This is a genomic window from Corallococcus aberystwythensis (genome assembly GCF_003612165.1).
In the GTDB taxonomy this organism is placed as follows: domain Bacteria; phylum Myxococcota; class Myxococcia; order Myxococcales; family Myxococcaceae; genus Corallococcus; species Corallococcus aberystwythensis.
The window spans coordinates 1-25,244 of sequence record NZ_RAWK01000022.1 but is presented as its reverse complement, the minus strand read 5'-3'; the positions used below and the strand labels follow the sequence as shown (position 1 = coordinate 25,244).

Annotated in this window: 19 protein-coding genes; 7 read left to right on the top strand and 12 right to left on the bottom strand. The window is 71.4% G+C overall.

Annotated features, from left to right (window positions below; translation table 11 throughout):
* Positions 1–5 precede the first annotated feature (5 nt).
* The 3 genes from D7W81_RS05640 to D7W81_RS05630 form a co-directional block, all read right to left on the bottom strand.
* Positions 6–434: a hypothetical protein gene (locus D7W81_RS05640; RefSeq protein WP_120554285.1), complete on the bottom strand. Its 429-nt coding sequence runs from the start codon at positions 432–434 to the stop codon at positions 6–8.
* A 64-nt stretch (positions 435–498) separates the two neighbouring features.
* A complete protein-coding gene (locus D7W81_RS05635) occupies positions 499–1,512 on the bottom strand; it encodes a hypothetical protein (RefSeq protein ID WP_120554284.1) in 1,014 nt (337 codons plus the stop codon).
* A 15-nt stretch (positions 1,513–1,527) separates the two neighbouring features.
* Positions 1,528–3,291: a VWA domain-containing protein gene (locus tag D7W81_RS05630; protein WP_120554283.1), complete on the bottom strand. Its 1,764-nt coding sequence runs from the start codon at positions 3,289–3,291 to the stop codon at positions 1,528–1,530.
* 489 nt (positions 3,292–3,780) lie between these two features.
* Between D7W81_RS05630 and D7W81_RS05625 the strand changes: the two genes are divergently transcribed.
* Together D7W81_RS05625 and D7W81_RS05620 are read left to right on the top strand one after the other, a co-directional pair.
* On the top strand, positions 3,781–4,452 hold the full coding sequence (locus D7W81_RS05625; RefSeq protein WP_120554282.1) for an RNA polymerase sigma factor: 672 nt from the start codon (positions 3,781–3,783) through the stop codon (positions 4,450–4,452).
* A 46-nt stretch (positions 4,453–4,498) separates the two neighbouring features.
* Complete coding sequence (locus D7W81_RS05620) at positions 4,499–5,689, top strand: zf-HC2 domain-containing protein (RefSeq protein WP_120554281.1); 1,191 nt, start codon at positions 4,499–4,501, stop codon at positions 5,687–5,689.
* Positions 5,690–5,742: 53 nt separating this feature from the next.
* Here the strand turns inward: D7W81_RS05620 and D7W81_RS05615 are convergent, their stop codons facing one another.
* From D7W81_RS05615 to D7W81_RS05600, 4 genes are all read right to left on the bottom strand, one after another.
* Positions 5,743–7,212, bottom strand: coding sequence for an AraC family transcriptional regulator (locus tag D7W81_RS05615; RefSeq protein WP_120554280.1), 1,470 nt, complete (start codon positions 7,210–7,212; stop codon positions 5,743–5,745).
* A gap of 11 nt (positions 7,213–7,223) precedes the next feature.
* Positions 7,224–7,760 carry a zf-HC2 domain-containing protein gene (locus D7W81_RS05610; protein WP_120554279.1) on the bottom strand — a complete coding sequence of 179 codons (537 nt, stop codon included), beginning with the start codon at positions 7,758–7,760 and terminating at the stop codon, positions 7,224–7,226.
* Complete coding sequence (locus D7W81_RS05605; protein WP_120554278.1) at positions 7,753–8,394, bottom strand: RNA polymerase sigma factor; 642 nt, start codon at positions 8,392–8,394, stop codon at positions 7,753–7,755. The genes D7W81_RS05610 and D7W81_RS05605 overlap by 8 nt, the downstream gene beginning before the upstream one ends.
* A gap of 129 nt (positions 8,395–8,523) precedes the next feature.
* Complete coding sequence (locus tag D7W81_RS05600; protein ID WP_120554277.1) at positions 8,524–8,994, bottom strand: PaaI family thioesterase; 471 nt, start codon at positions 8,992–8,994, stop codon at positions 8,524–8,526.
* 142 nt (positions 8,995–9,136) lie between these two features.
* On the opposite strand from D7W81_RS05600, the gene D7W81_RS05595 reads away from it, so the two are divergent.
* The 4 genes from D7W81_RS05595 (at position 9,137) to D7W81_RS05580 (ending at position 15,955) form a co-directional block, all read left to right on the top strand.
* On the top strand, positions 9,137–11,461 hold the full coding sequence (locus D7W81_RS05595) for an ATP-dependent helicase (protein WP_120554276.1): 2,325 nt from the start codon (positions 9,137–9,139) through the stop codon (positions 11,459–11,461).
* Positions 11,462–11,640: 179 nt separating this feature from the next.
* The gene (locus D7W81_RS05590; RefSeq protein WP_244226983.1) at positions 11,641–13,278 is read left to right on the top strand and encodes a DUF1592 domain-containing protein; all 1,638 of its coding nucleotides are present in this window, start codon (positions 11,641–11,643) and stop codon (positions 13,276–13,278) included.
* Entirely contained in the window at positions 13,275–14,702 is a 1,428-nt protein-coding gene (locus D7W81_RS05585) for a DUF1552 domain-containing protein (protein ID WP_120554275.1), read from the top strand. The genes D7W81_RS05590 and D7W81_RS05585 overlap by 4 nt, the downstream gene beginning before the upstream one ends.
* Before the next feature lie 62 nt (positions 14,703–14,764).
* Positions 14,765–15,955: a lytic polysaccharide monooxygenase auxiliary activity family 9 protein gene (locus D7W81_RS05580; protein ID WP_120554274.1), complete on the top strand. Its 1,191-nt coding sequence runs from the start codon at positions 14,765–14,767 to the stop codon at positions 15,953–15,955.
* 12 nt (positions 15,956–15,967) lie between these two features.
* On the opposite strand, the gene D7W81_RS05575 is transcribed toward D7W81_RS05580, so the two are convergent.
* From D7W81_RS05575 to D7W81_RS05555, 5 genes are all read right to left on the bottom strand, one after another.
* A complete protein-coding gene (locus D7W81_RS05575; protein ID WP_120554273.1) occupies positions 15,968–18,952 on the bottom strand; it encodes a carboxypeptidase-like regulatory domain-containing protein in 2,985 nt (994 codons plus the stop codon).
* A gap of 33 nt (positions 18,953–18,985) precedes the next feature.
* Positions 18,986–22,234, bottom strand: coding sequence for a carboxypeptidase regulatory-like domain-containing protein (locus D7W81_RS05570; protein ID WP_120554272.1), 3,249 nt, complete (start codon positions 22,232–22,234; stop codon positions 18,986–18,988).
* Between the two features lie 84 nt (positions 22,235–22,318).
* A complete protein-coding gene (locus D7W81_RS05565) occupies positions 22,319–22,705 on the bottom strand; it encodes a hypothetical protein (protein WP_120554271.1) in 387 nt (128 codons plus the stop codon).
* Positions 22,702–23,574 carry a TIGR02587 family membrane protein gene (locus D7W81_RS05560; RefSeq protein ID WP_120554270.1) on the bottom strand — a complete coding sequence of 291 codons (873 nt, stop codon included), beginning with the start codon at positions 23,572–23,574 and terminating at the stop codon, positions 22,702–22,704. Before D7W81_RS05560 ends, D7W81_RS05565 begins: the two co-directional genes overlap by 4 nt.
* A 65-nt stretch (positions 23,575–23,639) precedes the next feature.
* Positions 23,640–23,927 carry a Brp/Blh family beta-carotene 15,15'-dioxygenase gene (locus D7W81_RS05555; protein ID WP_158621450.1) on the bottom strand — a complete coding sequence of 96 codons (288 nt, stop codon included), beginning with the start codon at positions 23,925–23,927 and terminating at the stop codon, positions 23,640–23,642.
* A gap of 163 nt (positions 23,928–24,090) precedes the next feature.
* On the opposite strand from D7W81_RS05555, the gene purU reads away from it, so the two are divergent.
* Positions 24,091–24,954, top strand: coding sequence for a formyltetrahydrofolate deformylase (purU, locus tag D7W81_RS05550; RefSeq protein WP_120554268.1), 864 nt, complete (start codon positions 24,091–24,093; stop codon positions 24,952–24,954).
* Positions 24,955–25,244: the final 290 nt, after the last annotated feature.

The window sequence follows — 25,244 nt, the reverse complement described above, 5'->3', positions numbered from 1 at the left end:
AGGGCTCACGGTTTGCGGTGGACGCTGTCCACGAGCAGGCCGTCCTCCTGGAGGAGGGTGGGGGCGGCCCGGGGACGGCCATACAAGAGCCCCGAGGCGATGCGCAGCGGCGCGGCCCACGAGGGCTCGTCGCGCACCAGCACGTCCTCGCCGCCCATGCGGACCACCATGCCGTCGGGGGCCACCACGGAGAAGCGCAGCGGCCTGCCCAGCGCCGCCTGGAGCGCGGCCATGGTCGTTTCATCCTCCTGGGAAAAGCCCAGCGGCCCCTCCGGGTGGCTGTGGGTGATCTCCACCAGCGTGTCCCGCAGGCTCCAGATGGCTTCCCACCGCGGGCGCGAGTCCGGAAGCGCCACGGGGTCGTCGAACGAATCGCCCCACAGCACCTGGTCCTCCGGCCCGATGAGCAGGCACACCTCGCGTGTCGTCGACATGAAGTCCTTCCTCCCGAATGGCCCGTACCGACGCGCGGAACGGGCCCGGCCGGACACGCGGGTTTCAGGCGTGCCGGGTGATGACCAGCACGTCCGTGTCGATGGCTTCCTTGAGCACCGACGGCAGGCTCTCCAGCGTGACCTGCGTATCCGCGCCCGCCAGGCACACGCCCGCGTCGCGCACGCGCAGCGTCGCGGCCTCCACCACCGTGACGAAGCGCTCGCCCATGAACGTGTAGACGACCTCCAGCAGGCCATCACCCAGACGGCGGTGGCCGAGCAGCCGCGCGCCGGCCTTGTCCAGCGCACGCTCCGCCCATGCTCCGGCGTCCGGCTCCGCGCGCCGGTGCCCGTGTCGCGTGTGGCTCCGTCCGTCACGCGTGCCCAACCTCTGGGATGACGCGTCCGCGTCCCGCCAGGGCTGGACCTGGGCGCGGGCCGCGGCTTCGCGCCGGGCCTCCTGCTCCGCCTGCATCCGGAGGAAGCGCACCCGCTCCTCCGCGAGCCCTCGCAGGCAGCGCTCCGCCTCCGCGCGTCCCTCGCGCGCCACGTCGAGCACCCGCGCACGGGCCTCCACGGGCGCGAACGGGATGCCCGTGCTACGCGACGCCGCCTCCAACACCGCGAAGCCGAACGCCGCGCGCAGCGATGCACTCACGCCCCGCGCGTCCCCCAGCGCACGGTCCTCCTCCAACGCACGGCGCGCCGTCTCCTCCGCCTCGCCCTCGAACTCCACGCCCTCGAAGAGCAGCGTGCCGTCATGCCAGCGGCGGGCCGTCACCGGCGACAGGCGCGGCGGCTCCTCTTCCGGCATCAACGCCAGGCCTTCCGCCACCGCGCCCTCGCGCACCAGCCGCGTCCCCCAGACGTGGCCCCGCACGCGCGGCAGCGCCTCCAGTCCTTCCGGAGACGCCAGCTCACGCGCGGTGGCCTCGCGGCCCTTCACCTCGAAACGCCACCAGCCCGGGGCCACGGGCCAGGTGACGCGCAGGCGGCGTGAGGGCGCGTCCACGGTCCCGCCGCCGAAATACGGCAGCACCGCCGACTCCACCTTCCCGAGCAGCTTCCGGTAGTCCACGCCCTGCCTCCTTCTTCACGCCGCCTTCAACAGCGGCGTGCTCATCACCCGGTCCACCCAGCCGGACTGGCTGGCCCCCGCCTCGCGCGGCGCGTCCAGCAGGGCCTGGAGCACGCGCGGCACCTGATAGGGGTCCGCGAACTGCTCCACGCTCACCTCGCTGAAGGGCACGCCCAACTGCTTCGCGCCCGAGCGCACCGTGCTGCCGCGCGCCCCCGCCACGCTCACCAGCAACGCCAGGGCCGCCACGCTGTAGCCACACGCGTGGAAGGCCTTCGCGAACTGGTCGCCCGCCTCGCCCGCCTCGTCACCCACCACCATCACCACCAGCTTCGCCTCCGCCGGGATGCGCACCCCGGAGCGGTGCAGCGCGTGCACACCGGCCGCGTGCACCGTGCCGCCGGACGCCTTCAGCCCGGACAGCATGTGCTGCACCGCCGTGCGGTTGGGCGCCTTGGGCTTGAGCACCGTGCCCATGGTGTCGAACGCCGCCACGTGCAGCTTGGCCAGCGGGAAGCCCGCGAGGATGCGCGACAGCGCCTCCTTGGACTGCTCGATGGCGCCCTCCATGGACCCCGACTTGTCGACGAGGAACATCACCCGCACGTCCGTCTCCGCCGTCGCCTCCGCCACCGCCTTCTTCACCGCGTTGTCGCTCGCCTCCTCCAGCTTGCGGCGCACGTCCTCGCTGCGGATGTTCTTCGCGATGTTCAGCGAGCGCTGATCCGTCGCGTTCGCCACCGCCCGCTCCCAGCGCGCCTTCACGGAGGGCTCCTGCAACAGGCCCAGGTCCTCCAGCGTGGGCGTCATCAGCCGCAGGTCGCGGTCCGACAACGACGGCAGCAGCGTCGCCAGGATGGCGGGCGTGAGGCCCACGTCCTTCGGCAGCCGGCCCACGACCTCCTTGTAGGAGAGCCGCTCCAGCTCGATCCACTCGCAGATCTCCGCCTCGGAGAGGCCGTCGAAACGCTCGCGCTTCACCAGCGTCAGGCCGTGCAGGCCCACCTGCCGGTGGCCCCCGTCCGCCTGCTTCTGCTTCCAGCCGAGCACCTCGAAGAAGCCCTGCGACTGGGGCTTGTACCCGGCCTTGCGCGCCAGCCGCTTCAGCGTCTCCTTGTAGCCGGCCTTCACCAGGCCCTGGAGCATGGGCAGGTTCGCCTCACGCGCGGCCAGCCACTTCTGCGCCACGCGCTTCCAGCGGCCCAGCGGCGGCTTGCGCGACGCCGGGTCACCGAAGCCCGCCGCGCGGTTGAGGCGGGCAATCTCCGGCGTCTCCAGGAGCTCCGCCACGCGCAGGACGGCCTTGGGCGTGAGCATCCGCGTGGAGCGGCGCACGTAGTGCAGCACCATGGCCTCGCCAATGGCGCGGTAGTCGTCGTCGTGGAAGGCGATGGCGCCCTGGCCGTCACGCACGGGCTGGCCCGCGTGCTCCTGCACCAGCATCAGCGCGCAGGTGGCCACCTTCAGGTCGCGCCAGTCCGTCTGCGTCAGCGCGTACGACGCGAAGTGCGCCATCAGCGTCGGGTTGAGGCGGTGGAGCTCCAGCAGCTGGCCGTACAGCTTCACCGCGGCGGGCACGAACAGGCCCGGCGCCACCTTGCGGCCGCGCGAGAGCGCCTTGGCGTCCGCGCCGGCGGCGGCCACCCAGGTGCCGTCCACGTCCAGGCCGGGGCGGTGGTGCCACAGGTGGGCGGAGCCGCCGAGCACCACGTCGAGCAGCCGCTCGGCCGGTCCACGCTGCGTCTCCGGAAGGGTCGTCTCGGTGCGAGGGGTGGTCATGGCGGTCGTCCCCCTTTCGGGACGCGAAGGCATGCCCGGAAGGGCTGCCTGGAGTTGAGGAGGGGAAAAAATGAGCGCCCGAGTGAGGAAGCCGGAAGGCTGAATTACGAATTCAGTGCCGGACCGCCGGCGGTCCCCCCGCCTTGCGAGCGGAGGGGTGGAGTCGAACCACGGCGTGTAGGGCCTCTTCGGCCGGGCGCTCGAAAGCGATGCCCCCTGGACGCCCCCTGGCCGGAATCCTGACGCGCCATTTCCGGGCCTTTTTCCGGGCCCTTACGGACCTGCTCGGGCCTCTATGGAGAAGACCCGCCGCGTCATCCGCGAGGCCCTGAAAAAAGCCCGTCAGGAAATGCCGGGGGCCGGAGTCAGGGGTTCTGGTAACCAGTCGGAGGCTGTCCGCGGATGCAACGTGCTACCTTGCCGCGCCACATCCCCGTAACCCAACCTCTCGGGATGAGGACGTCCCGGGACAGCCTCCAGGGTCCTCCGGTGTACGAGCAGCTCACGGATGAGGAATTGTTCGCGGAGGTGTCCCGCCGCCGCGCCACGGGCGAGGCCGTGGGGACCCCGCTGGGGGCCTTGTGCGCGCGATGGGCGCGCCCCGCCCGCTACGTCATCAGCAGGATTCAGGGCAGCTACGGACGCGGTTCGCCGGCGGACGCCGACGAGCTCTTCCAGGACGCGGTGGGGAAGTTCCTCGACCGGGGCCTGGACCAGTTCCGGGGCGTGTCCGAACAGATGCCGGGCAGGAGCGCGTCTCCCAAGACGTTCTTCCTGCGCATCGTCAAGCACGTCGCCATCGACTTCTACCGGCGGCACCGGGAGGAGCTGGCGCCCGCGCCGGTGTCGCCCGATGACGTCATGGAAGAGACCCCGTCCGAAGTGGCCCGGGCGGTGGAGGGCGCACGGCGTCGCGAGGAGCGCGCCGAGGCGCAGGAACTGTACTGGGCCGCCTACGCCAGGCTCCAGCAGGAGCACCCCAAGGAGGCTTCCGCATGGGAGCTGTATCACCACGAGGACGTGGAGGATCACGAGGAATGCGCACGCCGTTTGGACATCAGCGTGGTGAACTCGTACAAGCGCGTCAGCCGCGCCCAGGCATACCTGCGTTTGTACCTGCTGGAGTTGCAGCGGGACGGATTGCCGGAGGAGCCGTCGTGATGTCCCGCGGGGGCCTGCTGTCCTCCTCCCTGCCCGGGATGTCGCGATGAAGGGCGACGCGCTGTCCCGCTACCAGGCCCGGTACGCGCGCCTGGGCGCGGGCCCTCTTCCGGTGGGCGAACTGTTGGAGGTGGTGGGGGACGTGCTGCGCCGCTCGGACCGGCTCGGCACCTCCGGGGTGGAAGAGGCCTTGAAGGGCCTGGACCGCCCCGAAGTGGAGGCCTGGCTGGGCCAGCAGAAACCGCAGGCGCTCCAGCCGCTGCTCCTGCGTGCCGCCGAGGAGTCGATGGAGGTGGCGCTGGGCGAGGAGGGTGAGGAAGCGGAGCTGTGGCGCACGTCCGCGCTGGAAGGGCTGGCCGCCCGGGACCGGGCCGCCTCCGCCGCCCGCGCGCTCGCCACCTGGGAGCTGTTGAAGGGCCCGCTGGCCGGGGACGCGCTCGCCGCTCGCGAGCGGTTCCTGGGGGCACTGGGCCACCTGGACACCTCGCTGCGCTCCCGGGCGCGCTGGTTCATCCCGCTCAACGCCGAGCGCCGCGCCGAGCGCGACCTGCTGGACCCCGTGGAGCGCCCCGGCGCCTGGTGGTTCTCCGCGCGGGCCGGTTGCGATGACCTGGTGGCGTCCTGGACGGGCCGCCCCATGAAGGACCCGGAGCACCTGAAGGACTGCGCCGGCTGCCGCGCGGACCGGGCGGACACCGCGGTGGTGGACACGCCCCCGCGCCGCCACCTCACGGACGACGAGCTGTGGCGCCTGGACTCGGGCGAGATGGGCCGCGAGGAGCGCGAGCGCGTGGAGGCCCACACGGCCGGCTGCGGCGAGTGCGCGCAGGCCGTGCTGGCGCTGGAAGAGGGCGACGCCGCCATCGACGAGGCGCTGGAGCTGGATGAGGAAGGGGCGCAGGCCCCGCGCGCGGCGCGTGACTCCCGCGCGGACGTGGCCCGGCGCCCGGGCGCGGCCCGCTTGCCGGAGCACCGCGAGGTGCTGGAGGAGCGGCGCGACTTCCGCGTGGTGCTGGTGCGCGAGCGTCAACGGGTGCGGCTGCTGGTGCAGCCCCTGGGCACGCGCGCCGTGACGGCCGCCGTGTTCCTGTCTCCCGGGCGTCCGTCGCTCAAGCCGACGCAGGGGCCGGAGGGGCTGTCCTTCGACCTGTCCACGGCGCTGGCCACCGGCGCGCACGCGGCCCACCTCACGGTGCAGGCCGGGCAGGAGACGCTGGAGCGCGACTTCGCCTTCTGAGCGTCAGACGGGGAAGGAGGGGTAGGCGCCCTTCCTTCCGCGAGCGGCCCGTCCTACCGGGCCTTCGTGGCGGGGCGGTTGCTCCCGGCGGCGTTGTCCGGCTGCGGGGAGCGCAGGGGCGGATGTGGCGCCGGCGGCGTGAAGGGTGACGGGTCCCTCCGGAAGCTGTTGGCGAGGAATGACACCACCAGCTGCGTGAGCGGCGGCCGGGTGGCGAGCGCGACGCCGCACACGTCGATGCGGTCCATCTCGTGCACGCCCTCCATCTGCCGGTAGACGTTGCAGCCCTGCTCCGCGTCGGCCTGCCGGTCGCGCAGCAGCTTCCGCTCGAAGATGCCCCAGCGCATGTGCAGCACGTCCGGGCTCAGGCGGATGTCCACGGGGCCGGTGCCCCAGGTGCCCTGGATGCGGGTGGTGGGCCCTCCCGCGTGCACCTTCACGCTCAGCGGGTAGTTGCGGTAGGTGCCGTTCACCTCGATGCCGTGCTCGAACAGCTCGTCGCCCACGGTGCCCTGCCACTGCTGACCCTTGCCCTTCACGAGCGGGTTCTCCGTCTGCACGGTGAGGGCGTCGAACCAGTAGGAGCCCACGCGGCCCAGCCGCTCGCCGCCGCTCCAGACCGGGGAGGACGCGGGAAGCTCCTCCAGACCCTGGGGACCGGAGGGCAGCGGCTGCGGGCTGGCGAGCAGATCCGTCGTCTTCACCGACGCGTCCACCGTTTCGAAGCGCACGCCGCCGAGCCACGCCTGGCCGGCGCCGCTCATGATGAGGCCCGCCATGATGGTGGTGGCCTCCTGGGGCACGTCCAGCACCACGTCGTAGCGCTTGCAGCCGTGGGTGCCCACCAGGGCGCGTGACTGCATGTTGTCGAAGGCGAGCGGCTGCTTGGGATCCGCGCCCTCCACCCGCATCCACAGCCCCGTCCAGCCCTTCACGTCCTGGTGTCGCACGGCGGCGGAGAAGCGCAGGCGCTTGCCCCGGAAGTCCTTCGCGCTGAAGGCCTGCATGAAGGTGCCGAAGCTGTCCGTGGCCTGGGTGCGCGAGCGCAGGAACGCGCTGCGGGTGCCTTCGCACGGGGCGTTCTCGTCCACGCCCGCCTCGTAGTGCTGGGGCGCGCTCTCCGTGACGTACCAGCCCTGCGGCAGCTTCGCGCGCGAGGCGTCTGGCGCGGCGGGCATGCCGCCTGACGAGGCGGAAGCCGCGGTCACCGAGCCGGACCGCGGCGCGGAGGAGGGCGCGACGGACGCCGCCGCGCCGGGCTTCAGGGCGGGAGCCGCAGTGTTGGCGGACGCTGACGCCGCGCCGGAGCCTGGAGCGGGAGCCGCCGTGTTGGCGGACGCCAGCATCGGGCCCGGCTGGAGTGCCGGGGCCGCTGTCGCGGTGGGCGGCATCGGCGCGGCGGACTTCTGCGTCGAGGCTTCAGGCGGGGGGGTGGCCATCGCGGCAGGGGACGAAGCTTCTGCCGAGGCCAGGGGCGCGCAGAGCGCCAGCAGCAGGCCGGGGAGGCGGGTTCGGAAGGTCATCGCGGAAGTCCTCACAGGGCGGCCGGCCGGGAGCTCAGCGCCACCTGCGTCAGGCCGCTGGACGCGTCGTAGCGGGGGACCTCGCCCTGTCCACCGGGGTGATACACGAGCAGCCCGCGCGCGCTCGCGGACTTGAGACAATGCTCCTGCGTGCCCAGGTCCGGGCACGCGACCACGATGTCCCGGGGCGCATCCTCCACGTCCCGCGCCGCGACGACCGGCGCCTCCACCGGCGTCACGGGCGTGGACGCAGTCTCTCCGCCCGGCCGCAGCATCAGGAACACGGAGGCCGCCACCGCGACCAGCGCCGCGGCGACAGCGGCCGGACGGTGCCAGCGCGCGGGGCGCACCACCACGGCGTCGCGCGGCGTGGCGGCGGCGACCTCGTACAGCTGTTCCTCCAGCAGGGCCTCCTCCTGGAGCAGCCGCGCGCACGGCTCGCACGTGAGCGTGTGGGCCTCCAGCTCCGCCTCGGCTTCGGGCGGCAGCGCGCCCAGCAGGTACTGCTCCGTGCGGTCGCGGGTGAGGTGGGGCGTGGGGCTAGACATGGTTTTCCTCTTCGAGCGCGGTGCGCAGCTTCTTGCGGACCTCGCACAAAATCTGTCGCACGCGCTGGACGGACAGCCCGACGCGGGAGGCGACCTCGGCATGGGGAAGACCCTGGCCGTCACAGGCCAGGAGGAAGACATTGCGCGCGCCCGGTGACACCTGCTCCAGCGCGTCGCGCGCCCGGGTGAGCTGCTCCTCGGACAACAGGCGCTTCTCCGCGGACTGCGCGGGGTCCACCGGTTGGTGCCGCTCCGGCAGCTCCTCCACCGTGCCGTCCACCGACTCGCGCCGCGTGCGCCGGGCGTCATCCGACGCGAGGAAGGCCGCCTGCGCGAGCGCGAGCGCAGGCAGGCGCAGCTCCGGGAGCAGGCCCCGCTGCTGCTGCTGGATGAGGCGCGCCCAGGTCTCCTGCGCCAGCTCCTGGGCCCGGTCCACCCGGAGGCCCTTGGCGAGCAGCGAGACCACCACCCGGCGCTGGTGCCGCGCGATGAGCGCGTCCCACGCGGCCCGCTCGCCCGTCAGCGCGCGCCGGGACAGGGACTCCTCGTCCGGTGCCGCCGGCCTGACGGCACTGTCTATGTCCTGCCGCGACTGGAGGGTCGTCATCCCCAAGCCCTGTACGGCTGCATCCATGCCGTCTTCCCGTTGCGAGCCACGCTCGTGCGCCGGGGAGGGGTCCCGCCCCGGGCTTCCCGGGGAACGCGCCTGGGGGCCGAACATATCGACGGAAAGGGGCAAGGGAGGGCGCGGGGTAGGGGGATGTCAGTTGGTCGCGGGGCTTTCGCCGGAGGCCCACGGCTGGGAGGAGACGCGCACGACGCCCTGGCAGCGGGCGCACACCCGGCCTGCCGCGTCCATCAGCTTCGCGGAGGCGAAGACGGTGGACGGGCCGCCGTTGTCGATGACGGCCTCCACCCGGAGGTGGTTGCCGGTGGCGGGGCGCTCGAAGCTCATGGACAGCTGGACGGTGGCGCAGCGGCGGGTGGGGTCCCGCAGCGCCGGGGTGCACCCGATGGCGAAGTCGAAGAGGGCGGACAGCACGCCGCCGTTGACGGCGGAGGCCCCCAGGCCGCCCCGGTGCTGCGGCTGCACCTCCGGAAGCTCCACCACCACCATGCGTCCTTCGGGGAAGGACATCCGGGCGCCGAAGTGGCGCAGGGTGAGGCTCTGGTTGAAGAGTTCCGCGAAGCGGTCGAGCTGGGCCTGGGACGGAGCGGACGGGGTGTCGGACATGGGGAGTGGCCCTCTTTATATCCCACGCTCCTGCCCGTCCCGGGAGCGGACGGCCCGGCGGGCGCCAGGGTTGGCGGAAGACCCGGCACCGGCGTGCGAAAGACGTTAGAAGTCGGGGTTCTTCCCCCCGGTGGAAACCTCCGTGAACGCGCACGAAACCGCCCTCCTCGAAGACCTCAACCCGCCCCAGGCGGAAGCCGTGCTCCACGGCGATGGCCCCCTGCTCGTGCTGTCGGGCGCCGGCAGCGGCAAGACGCGCGTCATCACCCGCCGGGTGGCCCACCTGGTGAAGGTGCGCCGCGTCTTCCCCTGGCGCATCCTGGCCGTCACCTTCACCAACAAGGCCGCGCGCGAGATGCGCGAGCGCCTCACCCAGCTCTTGGGCGCGCAGGCCAACGACCTGGTGGTGAGCACGTTCCACTCGGCCGCGGCGATGATTCTTCGCCGCGAGGCGGAGGCCGTGGGCCTCACGCGGTCCTTCGTCATCTACGACGACGGCGACCAGCTCACCCTGGTGAAGCGCGCCATGCGCGACGCGGGCGTGGAGCCGGTGATGCAGCCGCGTGAAATCCTCCACCGCATCGACCAGGAGAAGAACGCCGCGCGGCTGCCGGAGGACATGCACGTGGAGCAGGAGGACATCCGCGGGCAGCTGGTCAAGCGCGTGTACGCGGGCTACCAGAAGCTGCTGCGCGCGGCGAACGCGGTGGACTTCGGGGACCTGCTGCTGCTGCTGGTGAAGCTCTTCCGCGACCGGCCGGACGTGCTGGACCGCTACCGCACGCGCTTCACGCACGTGCTGGTGGACGAGTTCCAGGACACCAACCCCGTGCAGTACGCGCTGCTGCGCCAGCTGGCCCCGCCGCCGTCCGCGAACCTGGTGGTGGTGGGCGACGACGACCAGTCCATCTACCGCTGGCGCGGCGCGAACGTGGACAACATCCTCCAGTTCCCCATGCAGTACCCGGGCGCGAAGGTGGTGAAGCTGGAGCAGAACTACCGCTCCGACCAGAACATCCTCACCGCCGCGCACGAGGTCATCTCCAAGAACCCGCGCCGCATGGCGAAGAAGCTCTGGAGTGAGCGGCCCAAGGGAGAGAACCTGGAGCTGCTGCTGCACCGCGACGAGCGCGCGGAGGCGCAGGAGGTGGCCCGGCGCATCCTGGCCCTCCAGCGCGAGGGCTTCATCAAGTTCAACAGCATGGCGGTGTTCTACCGGACCAACGCGCAGAGCCGCGTGCTGGAAGAGGCGCTGCGGCTGGGGCGCGTGCCGTACCAGCTGGTGAGCGGACGCAGCTTCTACGACCGCGCGGAGGTGCGTGACGCGTCCGCGTACCTGCGGCTGATGGTGAACCCGCGCTCGGACGCGGACCTCTTGCGCGTGCTCAACGTGCCGGCGCGCGGCATTGGCGACACCACCGAGGAGCGGCTGACGGACTTCGCGAACGAACAGGGCTTGAGCCTCTACGAGGCCCTGGGCGAGCGCCACCGCATCCCGTCCCTCAACGCCACCGCGCAGAAGCGGCTGGGCGGCTTCCACCAGCTGCTCCAGTCGCTGCACACCTTCTCGCTGACGGCGAAGGACGCGGCGGGCGCGGTGGACCAGATGCTGAAGGAGTCGAAGCTCGTGGAGACGCTCGTCGCGGACGGCAGCGACGAGGCGCTCACCCGGGCGGAGAACCTGAAGGAACTCCTGGGCGCGGCGCAGGAGTTCGACCTGAAGCGCGCGTCGGACATGGTGGCCGTCGCCCAGGCGGTGGAGGCGCGAGAGGAGGAAGCGCCAGAAGGCGTGGACTCCGCGCCGCTCACCGCGGACGTGCCGCCCCTGCAGGCCTTCCTGGAGCAGATCAGCCTGGTGGGCGAAGCGGACGCGGAGGTGACCGACGGGCGCGTGGCGCTGATGACGCTGCACGCGGCCAAGGGCCTGGAGTTCGACGCCGTGTTCCTCACCGGCCTGGAGGAGGGCGTCTTCCCGCACTCGCGCGCGCTCAAGAGCGAGGAGCCCGACGGCGGCGAGGAGATGGCCGAGGAGCGGAGGCTCTGCTACGTGGGCTTCACCCGCGCGCGCAAGCGGCTCTTCGTGAGCCTGGCGCAGTGCCGCTCCCTCTTCGGCGAGCTCAAGTACAACCCGCCCAGCCGCTTCCTCGCGGACGTGCCGCAGGCGCTCTTCGGCTTCAAGGAGAACGACCTGCCGCCCCCGCCGCGCGCCGCCGCCATGCCCCAGCGCCGCCGCAACTGGGACGACGACGAGACAGGGCCGCGCGTGGACCGCAGCTATTCACAGGCCTCGTCCGACATGGACGCCGTGAGCGGTGACGTGCGCGGCATGCGCGTGCGGCATGAACAGTTCGGCTCCGGCCGAATCGTCGCCGCGGAAGGCTCCGGCCCCAACGCCAAGGTCACCGTGGAGTTCGGCGGCAACGTGGGACTCAAGCGCGTCATCGCGCGCTTCCTGATTCCCGGCTGATCCGGTGCGGGCAGTCGTTTCCAGTATTCATGTGACGCGATGCCCGCCCGGCCGGTGTACGGATTGACTTCCCAGGGCTTCCCCATTGGGATGAGCGCCAACGAACGGAGGCGCTTCCCCCCATGGCGCGACGTCCACGATGGAAGAGTTCCGCGCTGCTCGCGGCCTCCTTGAGTTTCTTGAGTGCCTGCGAAGGCCAGATTTCTGACGCGGCGAATCCGCGCAATCCCGGCCCCGGCGGCACGAACAAGCCGCCCCCTCCTGGCGTGGAGCAGCCGGCGCGCTCGGCACGCGTCGCGCGGCTGACGCATGCGCAGTGGGTGAGCAGCGTGAAGGACCTGCTCAAGCTGGACGCGGCGCCCACGACGCTGGCGCAGTCGTTCCGCGCGGACCCGTCCCAGAGCGGCTTCCTCTTCGACAACGACGCTCGCGCGCTGTCGGTGGATGAAGCGCTGTGGGGCGCCTACCAGCGCGCGGCGGCGGACCTGGCCGGGCAGGTGGCCACGGACGCGACGAAGCTGGGCAAGCTGCTGCCCGCGGGCAGCACCACGGACGAGGCGCGCGCGAAGGCGTTCGTGGAGTCCTTCGGCCTGCGCGCCCTGCGCCGCCCGCTGACCCCGGACGAAGTGGAGGGCTACCTCAAGCTCTACCGCGAAGGCCCGAAGGCGTACCCGACGATGGCCGCGTTCCAGGGCGGCTTGCGGCTGGTGCTGGAGGGCTTCCTCCAGTCCCCCTTGTTCCTCTACCGCGTGGAGCGCAGCACGCAGGCGGCGAACGGAACGGTGCCGCTGGACGCGTTCGAGCTGGCGTCGCGCTTGAGCTACTCGCTCTGGAACTCCATGCCGGACGACGCGCTGTTCGCCGCCGCCCGCGAGGGCATGCTGGCCAGGCGCGAAGGCGTGGCCGCGGAAGCGCGCCGGATGATGGCGGACCCCCGGGCGCGCGACGTGGTGAACGCGTACCACCAGGCCGTCTTCGACGTGCCCCGCTACGCGAGCATCCGGCCCAACACCACGCGCTTCCCCAACGTCACCGCGAAGCTGTCGGAGTCCGCGGCGAAGGAGAACACGCTCTTCGTCCAGGACGTCGTCTTCGGGCGCAAGGGGCGCTTCGCGGACCTGCTCACGTCGCGCGACACCTTCGTCAACGACGAGCTGGCGCGCGTCTACGGCCTCACCGGGACGTTCACCGCGGCCTTCGTGCCGGTGACGCTGGACGGGACGCAGCGGCGGGGCGTGCTCACGCAGGTGGGCTTCCTCGCGTCGCATGCGACGTCGGTGGACCCGGACCCCATCCACCGGGGCGTGTTCCTGTCGGAGCACCTGCTGTGCCAGAAGATTGGCGCGCCGCCGGCCAACATCCCCGCGCTGCCCTCGCCCAACGGCCGCACCAACCGCGAGGTGGTGACGTCGCACACGGAGGCGCCCGGCACGGTGTGCGCGTCCTGCCACTCGACGCTCATCAACCCGCTGGGCTTCCCCTTCGAGAACTTCGACGCCGTGGGCGGCTACCGCACGACGGACAACGGGCACCCGGTGGACGCCTCGTCGTCGCCGGGCATCGGCGGACAGAAGGTGTCGGTGAAGGACGCGCTGGACCTGGCGGATGCGCTCGCGAACGCGCAGGCGGTGCATGAGTGCTACGCGCGCCACTGGGTGGAGTTCCTGAGCGGACGCCCCGCGGCGGCGGAGGACGACGCGCTGGTGGCGCGGCTGGGCAAGCTGTCTCAGTCCGGGCAGCTGCCCATCGTGGACCTGGTCGTTGAAGTCGTCACGGGCGTGGGCTTCGCGAACCGCCACCTGGAGGAGCTGCCGTGAAACTGAGCCGACGACACGTGTTGCAGGGCCTGGGTGGGGCCATGTTGGGACTGCCGGTGCTGGAGGGCCTCCTGCCCCGCAGGGCCCAGGCCGCGGAGGCGGACGCGCTGCCCTTCGCCATCTTCCTGCGCCAGGCGGACGGCGTGGCCGCCGCGCAGAGCACGTCGGAATTGGGCAACGAGCCGGAGCGCTTCTGGCCGGAGCCGCTGGGCAACCTCTCCACCACGGCGCTCGCGGGCAAGTCGCTGGTGGAGCTGGCGGACCACCGCGCGCGCCTGCTGGTGGTGCGCAACGTCAACATGAAGGACTACAACTACGGCGACGGTCACGCCCGCGGGGCGCTGCAATGCCTCACCGCGCGCGGCCCCGCGGTGGAGGGCGCCGGCGGTGACTCCGAGGCGTCCGGCGAGTCGCTGGACCACCGCATCGGCCGCGAGCTGAACCCGCAGAAGCGCGACTCGCTCTACCTCTACGCGGGTCAGTCCGGCGGGTGGCTGGGCGGCCCGTGCATCTCCCACCGGGGCAGCACCTCCCGCCGGGCCGCGCTGCATGATCCGTGGCTGGCCTACCAGACCATGGTGGGCGGCCCCGGAGGCCTCTCGCCGGAAGCGCGTGAGCAGCTGCTGGTGCGCCAGAAGAGCCTCAATGACCTGGTGTCGGGCCAGCTGAAGGCGCTCCAGTCGCGGCCGGAGCTGAGCAGCACGGACCGGCAGCGGCTGGACCTGCACCTGTCCAACGTGCGCGACCTGGAGGTGGCGTTGAGCTGCCGCGCCCGCGCGGACGAGGAGCTGCGGCTCCAGCAGCAGGCGCCCGGCTACAGCAGCACGGACGGTGACGAGGTGCTGGCCACGGTGCGGCTGCACATGGACATCGCGGTGCTGGCGGTGGCGTGTGGCACCACGCGCTCGGTGGCCATCCAGGTGGGCAACGGCAACGACAGCGCCACGCGCTACCGCGACCCCACGACGGGGCAGCTGATGGAGAACTTCCACTACATCTCCCACCGGCGCGCGTCGCACGACTCGTCGGGCGGCATCATCGCCGGGTCGGACGTGCTGCACTCGCGCGTGGACGCGCAGTTCGCGCAGACCTTCAACCACCTGCTGGACCGGTTGGCGGCGTACAACCTGCCGAACGGCAAGAAGCTGGTCGACCAGGGCGTGTCCGTCTGGTTCAACGACCTGGGCAACGGGCCGGCGCACTCGGCGCGCCACATCCCCTTCGTCCTGGCGGGCAGCTGCAACGGCTACCTCAAGCAGGGCGTGGCGGTGACGGCGGCTGGCGGCAACAGCAGCCCCAACCTCAACAAGATGCTCAACACGATTGGCGCCGCGGTGGGCCTGAAGAACGCGGCCGGTGGGCCGCTGGACGACTTCGGCGACCCCACGATGCCCAAGGGCCTGCTGACGGAAATGCTGGCTTGAGCGGTCGTTGACCCGATTTGCCTGGGCCCTTCCTCCTTTGTTTTCGAACAGAGGAGGAAGGGATGTCCCCAGCAATCCGCAGGGCCTTCGCATCGTCGCTCGCTTTCGTCTCCCTGCTGTCCGCCGGTCCGGCGGCGGCGCACGGCTCCATGGAAGTGCCCCTGAGCCGCGTCTACGGATGTTTCAAGGAAGGGCCGGAGAGTCCGAAGTCCGCCGCGTGCAAGGCCGCGGTGCAGGCCGGTGGGACGCAGGCGCTGTATGACTGGAACGGCGTCCGTCAGGGCGCCGCCAACGGGCGCCACCGCGAAATCCTCCCCGACGGCAAGCTGTGCAGCGCCGCCAATGAGAGTCACAAGGGGCTGGACCTGGCGCGCACGGACTGGCCGTCCACGCTCATCACCCCGGACAGCAGCGGGCGCTTCGAGTTCGTCTTCCACGCCACCGCGGTGCACGCCACGGGCTACTTCCAGCTCTTCGTGACGAAGGAGGGCTACAACCCGGCGCTGCCCCTGAAGTGGTCGGACCTGGAGGCGTCTCCCTTCTGCAACGTCACCAACGTGTCCGCGGTGAACAACCGCTACCGCCTCAACTGCCCCTTCCCGGCGACCCGCACGGGCCCGCACGTCATCTTCGCCATCTGGCAGCGCGCGGACAGCCCGGAGGCCTTCTACGCGTGCACGGACGTGAAGTTCAGCAACACGCCGCCTCCGCCGGTGGCGTGGAAGGAATTGGGCCAGGTGCAGGCGCGTGAGGATTTGCCCAAGTCGAGCAAGGTGACGTTCCGCCTCTTCGACAGCGCGGGCCGCGACGCCGAGTCCCATCCGCTGACGCTCGACGCGGCCACGCCCGCGGCCACGTGGATGTACCGGCTGGCGCAGCAGGTGAACGCGGGTTCCAGCCGTGTGCAGGTGGGCGTGCTGCAGACGACGGGCAGCGTGACGCCGGTGCAGGACGCGCTGGGCAACCGCGTGTACGCGAAGGAGACGGGCTACGCGTTCCAGGTGGACATCGAGAAGCCCTCCACCGGTGGCGGCGGTGACGGCGGCACGGATGGCGGCACCGGCGGATCCGCGCAGTACACGTACCCGGCGGGCATCGACAGCTACACGGCGGGCACGGTGGTGCAGGGAACGGACGGGCTCAACTACCGCTGCAAGCCGTTCCCGTTCTCCGGCTGGTGCAAGGGCGTGGCGTCGTACTACGCGCCGGGCACGGGCATCGCCTGGCAGGACGCGTGGGAGCGCGCCAACTAGGCCTGTATGGCTTCACCGTGGCCCCGCCTCCACGGTGAAGGTCACCTCGCCCCGGGAGGGAATCTGGACCTTCCGGGGCGTGAAGTGGGGGCCCTCGTCCAGGTCGGATGGACGGGCATTCAGCACGTACTCGCCGGGTTCGACACCCCGGAAGAGGAGGGTGCCCTTCGGGGTGAAGCCCTGGTGGCGGATGAGCGGGCCGGCCCCCACGTCCTTCAGGGAGATGATCGCGGGCAGGGGTTTGCCGTTCCGGTCCTGGGCCAGGATCCGCACCGTCGCGCCCCGGTCCACGGCCAAGGAGAGCGTGTCCACGCGGGCCGTCACCTCCTGTTGGAAGGGACGCGACTCCTGGCTTTGGAACGCCAGGGTGAAGGGCGGAGGTGGAAGCTGCGACAGCGTGTAGACCCCGTCGCGAAGCGGGACGCTCCGGGGGCGTGCGTACGCACGGGCGATGTCCGTGTCCGAGGGGTGCGTGAGCGTCGCCCGGAGGGATTCCAGCTGGGAGAGGACTTCGCCGGTCTCCGCGTCGTGGAGTGCGAGCCGCAGCGTCCAGCCTGGATCGAGCGTCAGCACGCCCAGGTCCAGATCCACGCCCTCCGTCAGGTTCACGGGGCGCTCCAGCGGCGTGAAGCCGGGGGCCTGCACGGTCAGGATCGCCGGGCCCGCGCCGGTGAAGGGGACCTCGAAGGCACCGTCCGGCAAGTCGGCGCGTTGCTCGGAGCCCTTGAGAGGCACGCCCGTCACCTTGAATGAGGCGACGGCCTGGCCCCCAGGTTCCACGACGCGGCCCCGGATGTGTCCGTCGCGCTCCAGCACGAGCTGGAGGGGCGCCTCGCTGGAGTCCACCCAGATGCCTCCGTATTCCGTGGCGGGCTCGCCTCCCTGGGAGCGCCCGGGGCGGAAGGTGTAGCCCGGCCGCTGGGCCAACAGGGCGTAGCGAGGGGCCACGAGCCCGCGCAAGGTGAAGCGTCCGTCCGGGCCCGTGCGGAGGCCGGGAGGCCACTCGTCCTGGATGTCTCCTCCATGGGCTGAATCGCCCTCGAGGAGGACCGCGGTGATGACGACATCCGCGAGCGGCTGGCCCGCCCCATCCACCGCGATGCCGGAGCGCTCGTGGCCTGCTTCCATGCGCAGGGACACGTCCCGGTGTTCGCGCGCCTGGAACGTGACGGGCTGGGACGCCGAAGCGTTCATCAGGTCTCCGCGGACGACGGCCTCCAGCAGGTAGGGGCCGGGGGCAATCCCTCGCAGGTGGAAGCGGCCCTGATCATCCGTCAGGCCGTTGCGTGGCTCGTCTTCCGGCGCCGCGTCCTCGCCGGAGTCCTCCGTGTCCTTCCACAGCGTCACGGTCGCCCCTCGCAGGGGCAGTCCGCGAGCATCGGTGACGGTGCCGGACACGGAGGCGCCCCGGTCCAGCACCACGACGACCTCCCGCGAGGGGACGCGCACCGCGATGGACTGGCCCTGAAAGGACGGGTCCTCCACGGACAGGTGTCCCGTCCCCGCGCGCCTCACGTCCAGGACGAAGTGCCCGGTGGCATCCGAGCGATGGGCGCCGCCAGCGCCGATGTCGTCCCTGTCGCCGAAGGGGCCTGACAGCGTCAGGAGGATGCCCTCGAGCGGAGCGCCCGACGTGTCGACGACGCGGCCCTCCACGCTCTGTGCGCGCTTGAGGCTGAAGTCCAGGGGCGCCATGCCCTGTCGCAGCTGCTGGGCCTGCGCCTCCACGTCCAGGTGGTGGGCCGCGAGGATCCGGAAGGTATGGGGCCCGGGCCGCGTGGGGCCCAACTGGTAGCGGCCCGCGGCGTCCGTCACGGTGGCTGCTTCGGCGGTGACGGGACCGCCGTCTTCCCGGTAGGTCTCCACGCGCGCGTTCGGGATGGGCTGGCCCGCGTCGTCGCGCACCGTGCCCGTGAGGAACACGCCGGGCTGGAGCCGCAGTTCCACGTGCTCCTGGGGCGGCGTCACGTCCAGCGTGGCGAACGCACCCCCGGCTTCCGCGGTGAGCTGGTGGGGAACGGCGGGCGCGGTGAACCGGAATCGCCCTGCGCCGTCGGTCATGGTGCGCTGGGTGGACGCCGCCGCGGTGTCGCCTTCGAGCAGGACCTGGATGCCCGGCACCGGCGCGCCTTCCGGGGACATGACCTGCCCCGCGAGGGTGAGCGCGCGCGCGAGCACCACGGCCTCCATGGCATCCGGCGACTCGAGCGTCGGCTGGAACCAGGAGGACCGGCCCTCCGCAGCGGCGAAGGCGGCGTAGTCACCCTGGGGCAGGGGGCCCACGATGAAGTGGCCTTCGGCGTCGGTGGCCGCGTCGAAGAAGCGCGTGTGCCAGCGGGAAACGAGCGTCACCCGCGCTTCGGGGATGGGGGTCTTCCGGTCTGGGTCCGTGACGGTCCCCTCGAAGAGGACGCCCCCCTCCAGCGTCAGCACCACGTCGTTCGAGCCCACCGCGACGCCGCCCTGTGACACCGCGCCCGTGTCGCCCAGGGCCCAGAGCGTGACGAGTCCCTCGGGAAGTCCCTCCAGCACGAAGCGGCCCTCCGCGTCCGTGGCCGTCTCCGCGAACACGGGGGCTTCGCCGTCGCGGGCCTCCACGGCCTCCCATTGCGTGCGTTCGGAGTCGAAGCTGCACGAGCCGCTCTTGAGTGCGGGAGCCCGCGGGTCGTCCTGGCCGGTAGGGGAGGGGCAGGGGCGTTCCGACAGCGTGACCCCAGGCTCCACGCGGGACGCGGACACGCGCACGCCCACGGCCGGGCCGTGGGTTCCCAGCACGCGGCCCGTGATGCGCGCGGTGCCCGAGGGACGCGGTGCCGTGGTCACCCGGGAGGCGCGAGCCACGGGCCTTGATGCAGAGGTCCCGGTGGACGCAGACACGTCCTGCGCGGGCGAAGGGGCCTGGGTGTTCCACAGCAGGAACGCGAGGAGCGCGAGGAAGGCCAGCAGCGCACCGCCTCCCAGCCAAGGCTTCAGTCCCCCACGTCTGGCGTTCCCCATGCGCTGCACGATAGCGGCCCTCCGCGCCGTGCGTCAGCGCGCGAGGGGAATCCACACTGGCTTCACGTCGCGAGACAGCGTGCCTTCGGCGGGAACGTCCAGCTCCTCGCGGTGGAACCGGTCCTGGTCGCGATGGCTCACGATGACGGTGTAGTGGCCTGGGGGAACACGGCGGAACGTGACGGACGCTCCGGTCCGTTCCTCCCCGGGGTGCTGTTGGAGGCCCAGGTGCGTGAAGGCCCTGGCGCTGTCGGGCGCGGGAGCCTGGCCGGGCAGTAGGAACGCGCGGTCCACGTCTTCCGGCAGCCGCAGCGTGACAGTGGCGCCGGTGCCCAGGGCGTCGACGGTGAGGGTGACCTCTCCACTGGCGGGGATCCGCACGCCGCGGCCAGGCAAAACGGTGTCGAGAGGAGCGTCCTCCGCCCAGACGTTCACCGAGTAGAGCCCCGGGGGAATCGCCCCGAACGAGAAGTCTTCCGGGCCGGAATACCGGTCGGTCGTCAGGCCGTCGGAGCGCGTGAAGATGAGCCGGGCCTTGAGGGGCTTTCCCTGTGCATCGCGGACATGACCCTTCACCCGCGCACCGGCCTCGAGCGACAGCGTGACGCTCTCCTCCCCCGCGCCCACCGTCGCGCGCAGCGGCAGGTGGAGCTGGGTGTCCAGCTCGAGGCTGAACGCCGTGGAGGGCATGCGCTCCAGCAGCCACGAGCCATCCTTCGACGGCGCCGTCCGTATCGGAGGCAGGAAGGGCGGCCCGTCCGCGACGCCTTCGCCGTGGACCTGATAGCTGAGGGCCACCGTCACCTCGCGTCCCGACCCGTCACGCCGGCGTCCGGTGTACGGCGCACCCGTCGATGCCTCGCGGAAGAGCAGCCGCACGGTCCTCCCCCGCGTCAGCGTGACGGTGCCCAGGTCCACGTCGTTCTCCCCCTCCGGCGTGACGGCGCGGTCCACCTGCGCGAAGCCCTTGGAGCGCACCACGAACCGCTGGGTGCCGGTGGCACTGAACGTGCGCTCGTCGAAGCGTCCATCCGGGTTCGTGTACCGGTGGCCGTTCACCTCGAAGGACTCCATCTTCGCGCCGTCCTCCGCCACCACGCGGCCCCGCACGTGCGGGATGCGCCGCAGCACCAGCCGGACCTCCGCTGTGTCACCGCCCACCACGGCGGTCTCGTCCTTGCCAGGAAGGACACCCTGGGAGGCCGAGGCGTCCAGCACATGCTCCGGCAGCTTCGCGGAGAGCGCATGGCGGACCGGGCCCAACGCGCGCAGGGTGAAGCGGCCTTCGGCATCCGTGCGGACGCCCCCGGGGGGCACTCTTTCGTCGGCAAACTCGCCGCGGTAGCGGGGCCGGTCTGCCTCCAGGACCTCCGCGCGGACGCTGACGCCGGGCACGGGCAGGCCCTGAGGACTCACGACGACGCCGCGCAGGGTCCGGCCTTCCTCCAACTGGAGCGTGACGGAGGGCGCCTCGCCCGCCCGGACCTCCAGGGGTTGGGAGGCGTGCAGGTCCACGGCCCGTGTGGCCACCACTGCCTCCGCCACGTAGCTGCCAGGAGGCACGCCCGGAATCGTGGCCTGTCCTTGCGCGTCCGTGACTTCGGCATGGTCGGCTTCACCGCGCGCGTCGCGCTTCCAGAGCGTCACCTGGGCGCCGCGCACCGGGGCACCCACCGCGCTCAGGACGGTGAAGGACACGCGAGTGCCCCGGCGCAGCACCAGCCGTGCGTTGCGCGACGGCAGCTCCACGGCGAAGCGCTGGGAGACGAAGTCCGCGTCGTCCACGTCCAGCCACGCGGGGCCCGCCTCATCCGAGTCCAGGATGAAGCGCCCGGCTTCGTCCGTCACGGCGCGGTCCATGACGAGCTCCTCCACGGGAGGCGTGAGCGAACCTGGATGGAACCGGACTTCGCGGCCCGCGAGCGGCTGGCCTCCTTCATCTACGACGACGCCCTCCACGGAGACCGCGCGGGGAAGGGTGAAGTCGAGCGTCTCCTCCACCTCTCCGAGTTCCTGGTGCTCCGGCTCCACGTCGATGTGGTGCGCGGCGCGGACCGCCACGAACAGCGGCTGCCGGTGCAGAGGGCCCAGCCGGTAGTGCCCTTGCGCATCCGTGACGGTCTGCCCACGCGGGGAGGGCATGTTCGCATCATCGGGATCCGCGTGGATCCGCGCGCCTGGAATAGGACTCCCGGTCTCGTCCGTGACGGTGCCCTGGAGGACCATGCCGGGCCCGAGCGTGAGGACGATGTCCTCGCGGGGCTCCGTCCTGACGTGGGCGAAACCGTCATGCGCGGACGTCTCCGCGAAGAGCTGGCCGGGCACGTCTTCGAAGGTGGGAAAGGAGAAGCGCCCCTGCGCATCCGAGAGGGCGGTGCGCGACTCGGGCGCGGCGCTGGGTGTGTACAGCCGGACAGAGACGCCGGGCGCGGGCGCTCCCTTCGCCGTCACGACCGTGCCCGCGTACTTCGCGGAGCGGTCCAGGATGAAGGTGTCCTCCTCCAGCGGATCTGCCCGCATGCGCAGGTTGGGGCCACGGCCGGAGGCCGTGACGAGGATGCCGTAGTCGGCCGGAGGCACGGGCCCGATGCGGTAGCGTCCGTTCGCGCCGCTGGTCGCGGCGAAGAAGCGCGTGTGTTCGTGGGAGAAGACGGTGACGCGGGCACCCGCGATGGGCTCGGTTCCCGTCGGCCCGTCCAGGACGACGCCCTCGAAGAAGGAACCTTCATCGAGCACGAGGCCCACGCCCTGCTGGCCCGGCGTCACATCAGGGCGCACCGCTACGTTCTGGCCGCTGGAGGCATGGAGCGTGACGTCGCCACCGGGAAGTCCGTCCAGGACGAAGGTGCCGTCCTCCGCGCTGGTGGCCTCCGCGACGGTGGGAGCTTCACCTTCGCGCTTGTCGACCTGATCCACCAGCTCATCGAAGGCTTCGTTCCAGCACTCCATCAGCCGGCGTGGAGGTTCAGTGGGTGCGTTGTCGGAAGGAGGGCAGGAGCGTTCCGACAGCGTGACCTCCGGCTCCGCGCGGGACGCGGACACGCGCGCGCCCGCGACGGGACCCTGCGCATCCCGCACGACGCCGGTGATGCGCGGACCGCCGGTGTTCGTCGCGGAGGCCAGTCCCGTGCGGAAGCCAGCGAAGAACCCGGAGGTGGGAGTAAAGCCCCGGGACGTAGGGCCTGAAGCGTCTCCCTTCCCGCGCAGGACGAGGAATGCCACGAGCAGCAGGAAGGCGACGACCGCGAACGCGAGTCCGGCTGCCCGATTTCCCCTGCGCATGCGCTGCGTCTCCTGAAGTGCTGAAGAGGCGCAGGATAGCCGTTCGTCTGACTCGGCGGTTCGAGGGGACGGCGGCAGCGTGCGTCAGGGGCTGGCGAAGCCCACCGCGTGCGCCTCCACACCCTCGGGAGTGGGGTCCTCGCGGAACGAGACCCAGGCCTCCCGCTGGGAGTGGCGCGGCACGTACGCCAGCACGAACTCCGCCGTTTCCTTCGGCTCGCGTCCGCCGCGCGGCGACACGCGCACGTGGACCTCTTCCGCCGCCGAGTCGCCGTGGTTCGTCACCGTGACGGGCACCCGCCACTCCCGGGCGTTCGCGGCGGCGACCGGCGTGCCCACCTGCACGGTCAGGTCTGGCGGTCCGCTGCCCGTCGTCCACGCATCCACCGCCAGGTAGCCCATGACCAGCGCCACGAGCACGCAGCTCGACACGAAGACAATGCCCTCCAGCCAGTTCCAGTTCATCTTCATGATTGGATGAGCAACCTCCCCGCCGAAGCCCCCAGCGTCGATGCCAGCGCCAGCACCACCACCTGCGCCGCACAGACGCTCAGGCCGTTGCCGTTGAACCGGCCGAAGAACCACAGCACCAGGGCGCTCGACAGCAGCGCGATGGCATACGTGACGAATGTGCCCGCCAGCACGTCCCGGCGCAGGCGGCGGCGCGTGAAGCGGTGTGCGCGGGTGAAGTCGCTCTGGAAGAGGATGAGCCCCCCCAGCAGCAGCGACAGCACGGCGAGCCCCAGCAGGCACCAGGGCTGCGTCTCCGCGGCGATCATCACGATCTCCTCCGTGGGCGCCACGTTGGCCGCGAACAGCACCGCGCCGCAGAACGAGATGACCAGCTGTCCGGGGATGTGATCCGCGGACTCCAGCCGCTTCTGGTCCTCTTCTTCATTCTCCTCGCGGTGCTGGCCGCCCAGCTGCGCGGTGCCCACCGACACGCCGATGGCCACCGTGCCTGCCTCCACCACCACCATGCCCACCGCTTCCTGCAGCGACGTGCCGTGTCCGATGCGGCCGATGAGCACGAGCAGCACCACGGACACGAGCAGCCCCAGCCCCAGCTCCTCCAGCGAGTCCGTGAAGACGTCGAACCAGTACAGGTCCCGGCGGAAGCCGCCGTAGCGGTTGTACCCGAGCAGCAGCACGTACGTGGCCACCAGGTAGCCCAGCACGCTGCCCGGATGGGACGTGAAGCCTGCCCACCACACCTCCATCGTGTAGAGCAGCGGCAGGCTGAAGAGCAGGCCCCCCGCGATGCCCCGGCCGTATTCGCGCAGGGACTCCGCCACCGGTCGTCGGCGGCTGGGCGCGTCGGCTGTGGGGGCGTCGGCCATGACGACCAGAGTCTAGGTTCGCTTCCCGCAGAGGGAAGTCTTCCGCGCACGGTGCACGGTCTTCCTTACTCCAGCCGACGGTTCAGCCCGCACAAGACGCGCGGGTGCGGCAGGGTGAGGACCGCCAGGAAGATGAACATCACGGGCCGCGGATCCGCTGTCCGTCCCGTGAAGGGACAAATCACGGCCAGCAGTCCCAGCCCGCCCCGCGTCAGCGCCGTGAACAGCAGCGCCTTCATCCAGACCTGGATGCGGGATGCCCTTCCGAGAGAGCGGTGGATGGACCGAAGCGAACGCTCCGCGCGCCAGCCGCCGAAGTAGCACGCGAGCGCCACGAGCAGGCCACCTCCCACGATGGCGGCGTCATGACAGCGGGGGCAGCGCTGTCGGGCATTCCGGAATCCCGTCGGGGAATTGAGGACCTGGAAGGGAGATGGGGGGCCGCCGGACACCAGACACTCCCAGCCACGCCCGGGGTCGAGCCCTCACACGGCGGGGCTATAGTCGCCGCCGCCCATGACCGAGCGTCCCGCCCAATACATCCTCACGCTGTCGTGTCCGGATCAGCGCGGCATCGTCCACGCCGTCTCCGGCTGGCTTGCCGAGCACGGCTGCAACATCCTCGACAGCGCCCAGTACGGCGATCCGCAGACGCGGCTGTTCTTCATGCGAGTGCACTTCGCGGATGAAGAGGGGAAGGCCGAGCACGCCGCCCTGCGCGAGGGCTTCGGGGTGCTGGCGCGGCGCTTCTCCATGGAGTGGCACATGCACGACGCGGCGGAGAAGCCGCGGGTGCTGCTGATGGTTTCGAAGATCGGCCACTGCCTGAATGACCTGCTGTATCGCTACCGCAGCGGCATCCTGCCGGTGGAGATCCCGGCCATCGTGTCGAATCACCGGGACTTCTACCAACTGGCCGCGTCCCACGACATTCCGTTCCACCATCTGCCGGTGACGGCGGAGAACAAGTCGCGACAGGAGGCGCGCCTGCTGGAGTTGGTGCGCGAGCAACGCGTGGACCTGGTGGTGCTCGCCCGGTACATGCAGATCCTCTCCGCGGACACGTGCGATGCGCTGCGCGGACGGCTCATCAACATCCACCACTCGTTCCTGCCCAGCTTCAAGGGGGCGCGGCCGTACCAGCAGGCCTACGACCGGGGCGTGAAGTTGATTGGCGCGACGGCCCACTTCGTCACAGGCGACCTGGACGAGGGGCCCATCATTGAACAGGACGTGGAGCGTGTGGACCACACGCTGTCGCCCGAGGCCCTGACGGCGATGGGACGCGACGTGGAGAGCGTGGTGCTGGGCCGTGCGGTGACGTGGTTCGTGCAGCACCGAATCCTGCTCAACGGCCACAAGACCGTCGTGTTCCGCTGAGCGAAGGAGGCCGCAAGCAGTTCGTTGACGAACCGCGCGGCCCGAAGTCCTGCGCGGGGCCACGCGCCGTGCGGAGCCCAGTGGTGGGCCGCGACGGGATGCTTGAGTGGAGGCCAGGGCGGGGCCAGGGACGGAGCCCCCTGCCGGAAGCGACGCCGCCCAACTGGTCCGACTGTCGGACCAGTTCGCGCCCCTTCCGGCCCGGGGGCGCGCCGGCTCAGCAGGGTGGCCGCTCGCGTCCATGTCAGACCCATCTGGTTGGATGGGCGAAGCATTAGCGAGGAGGGCGG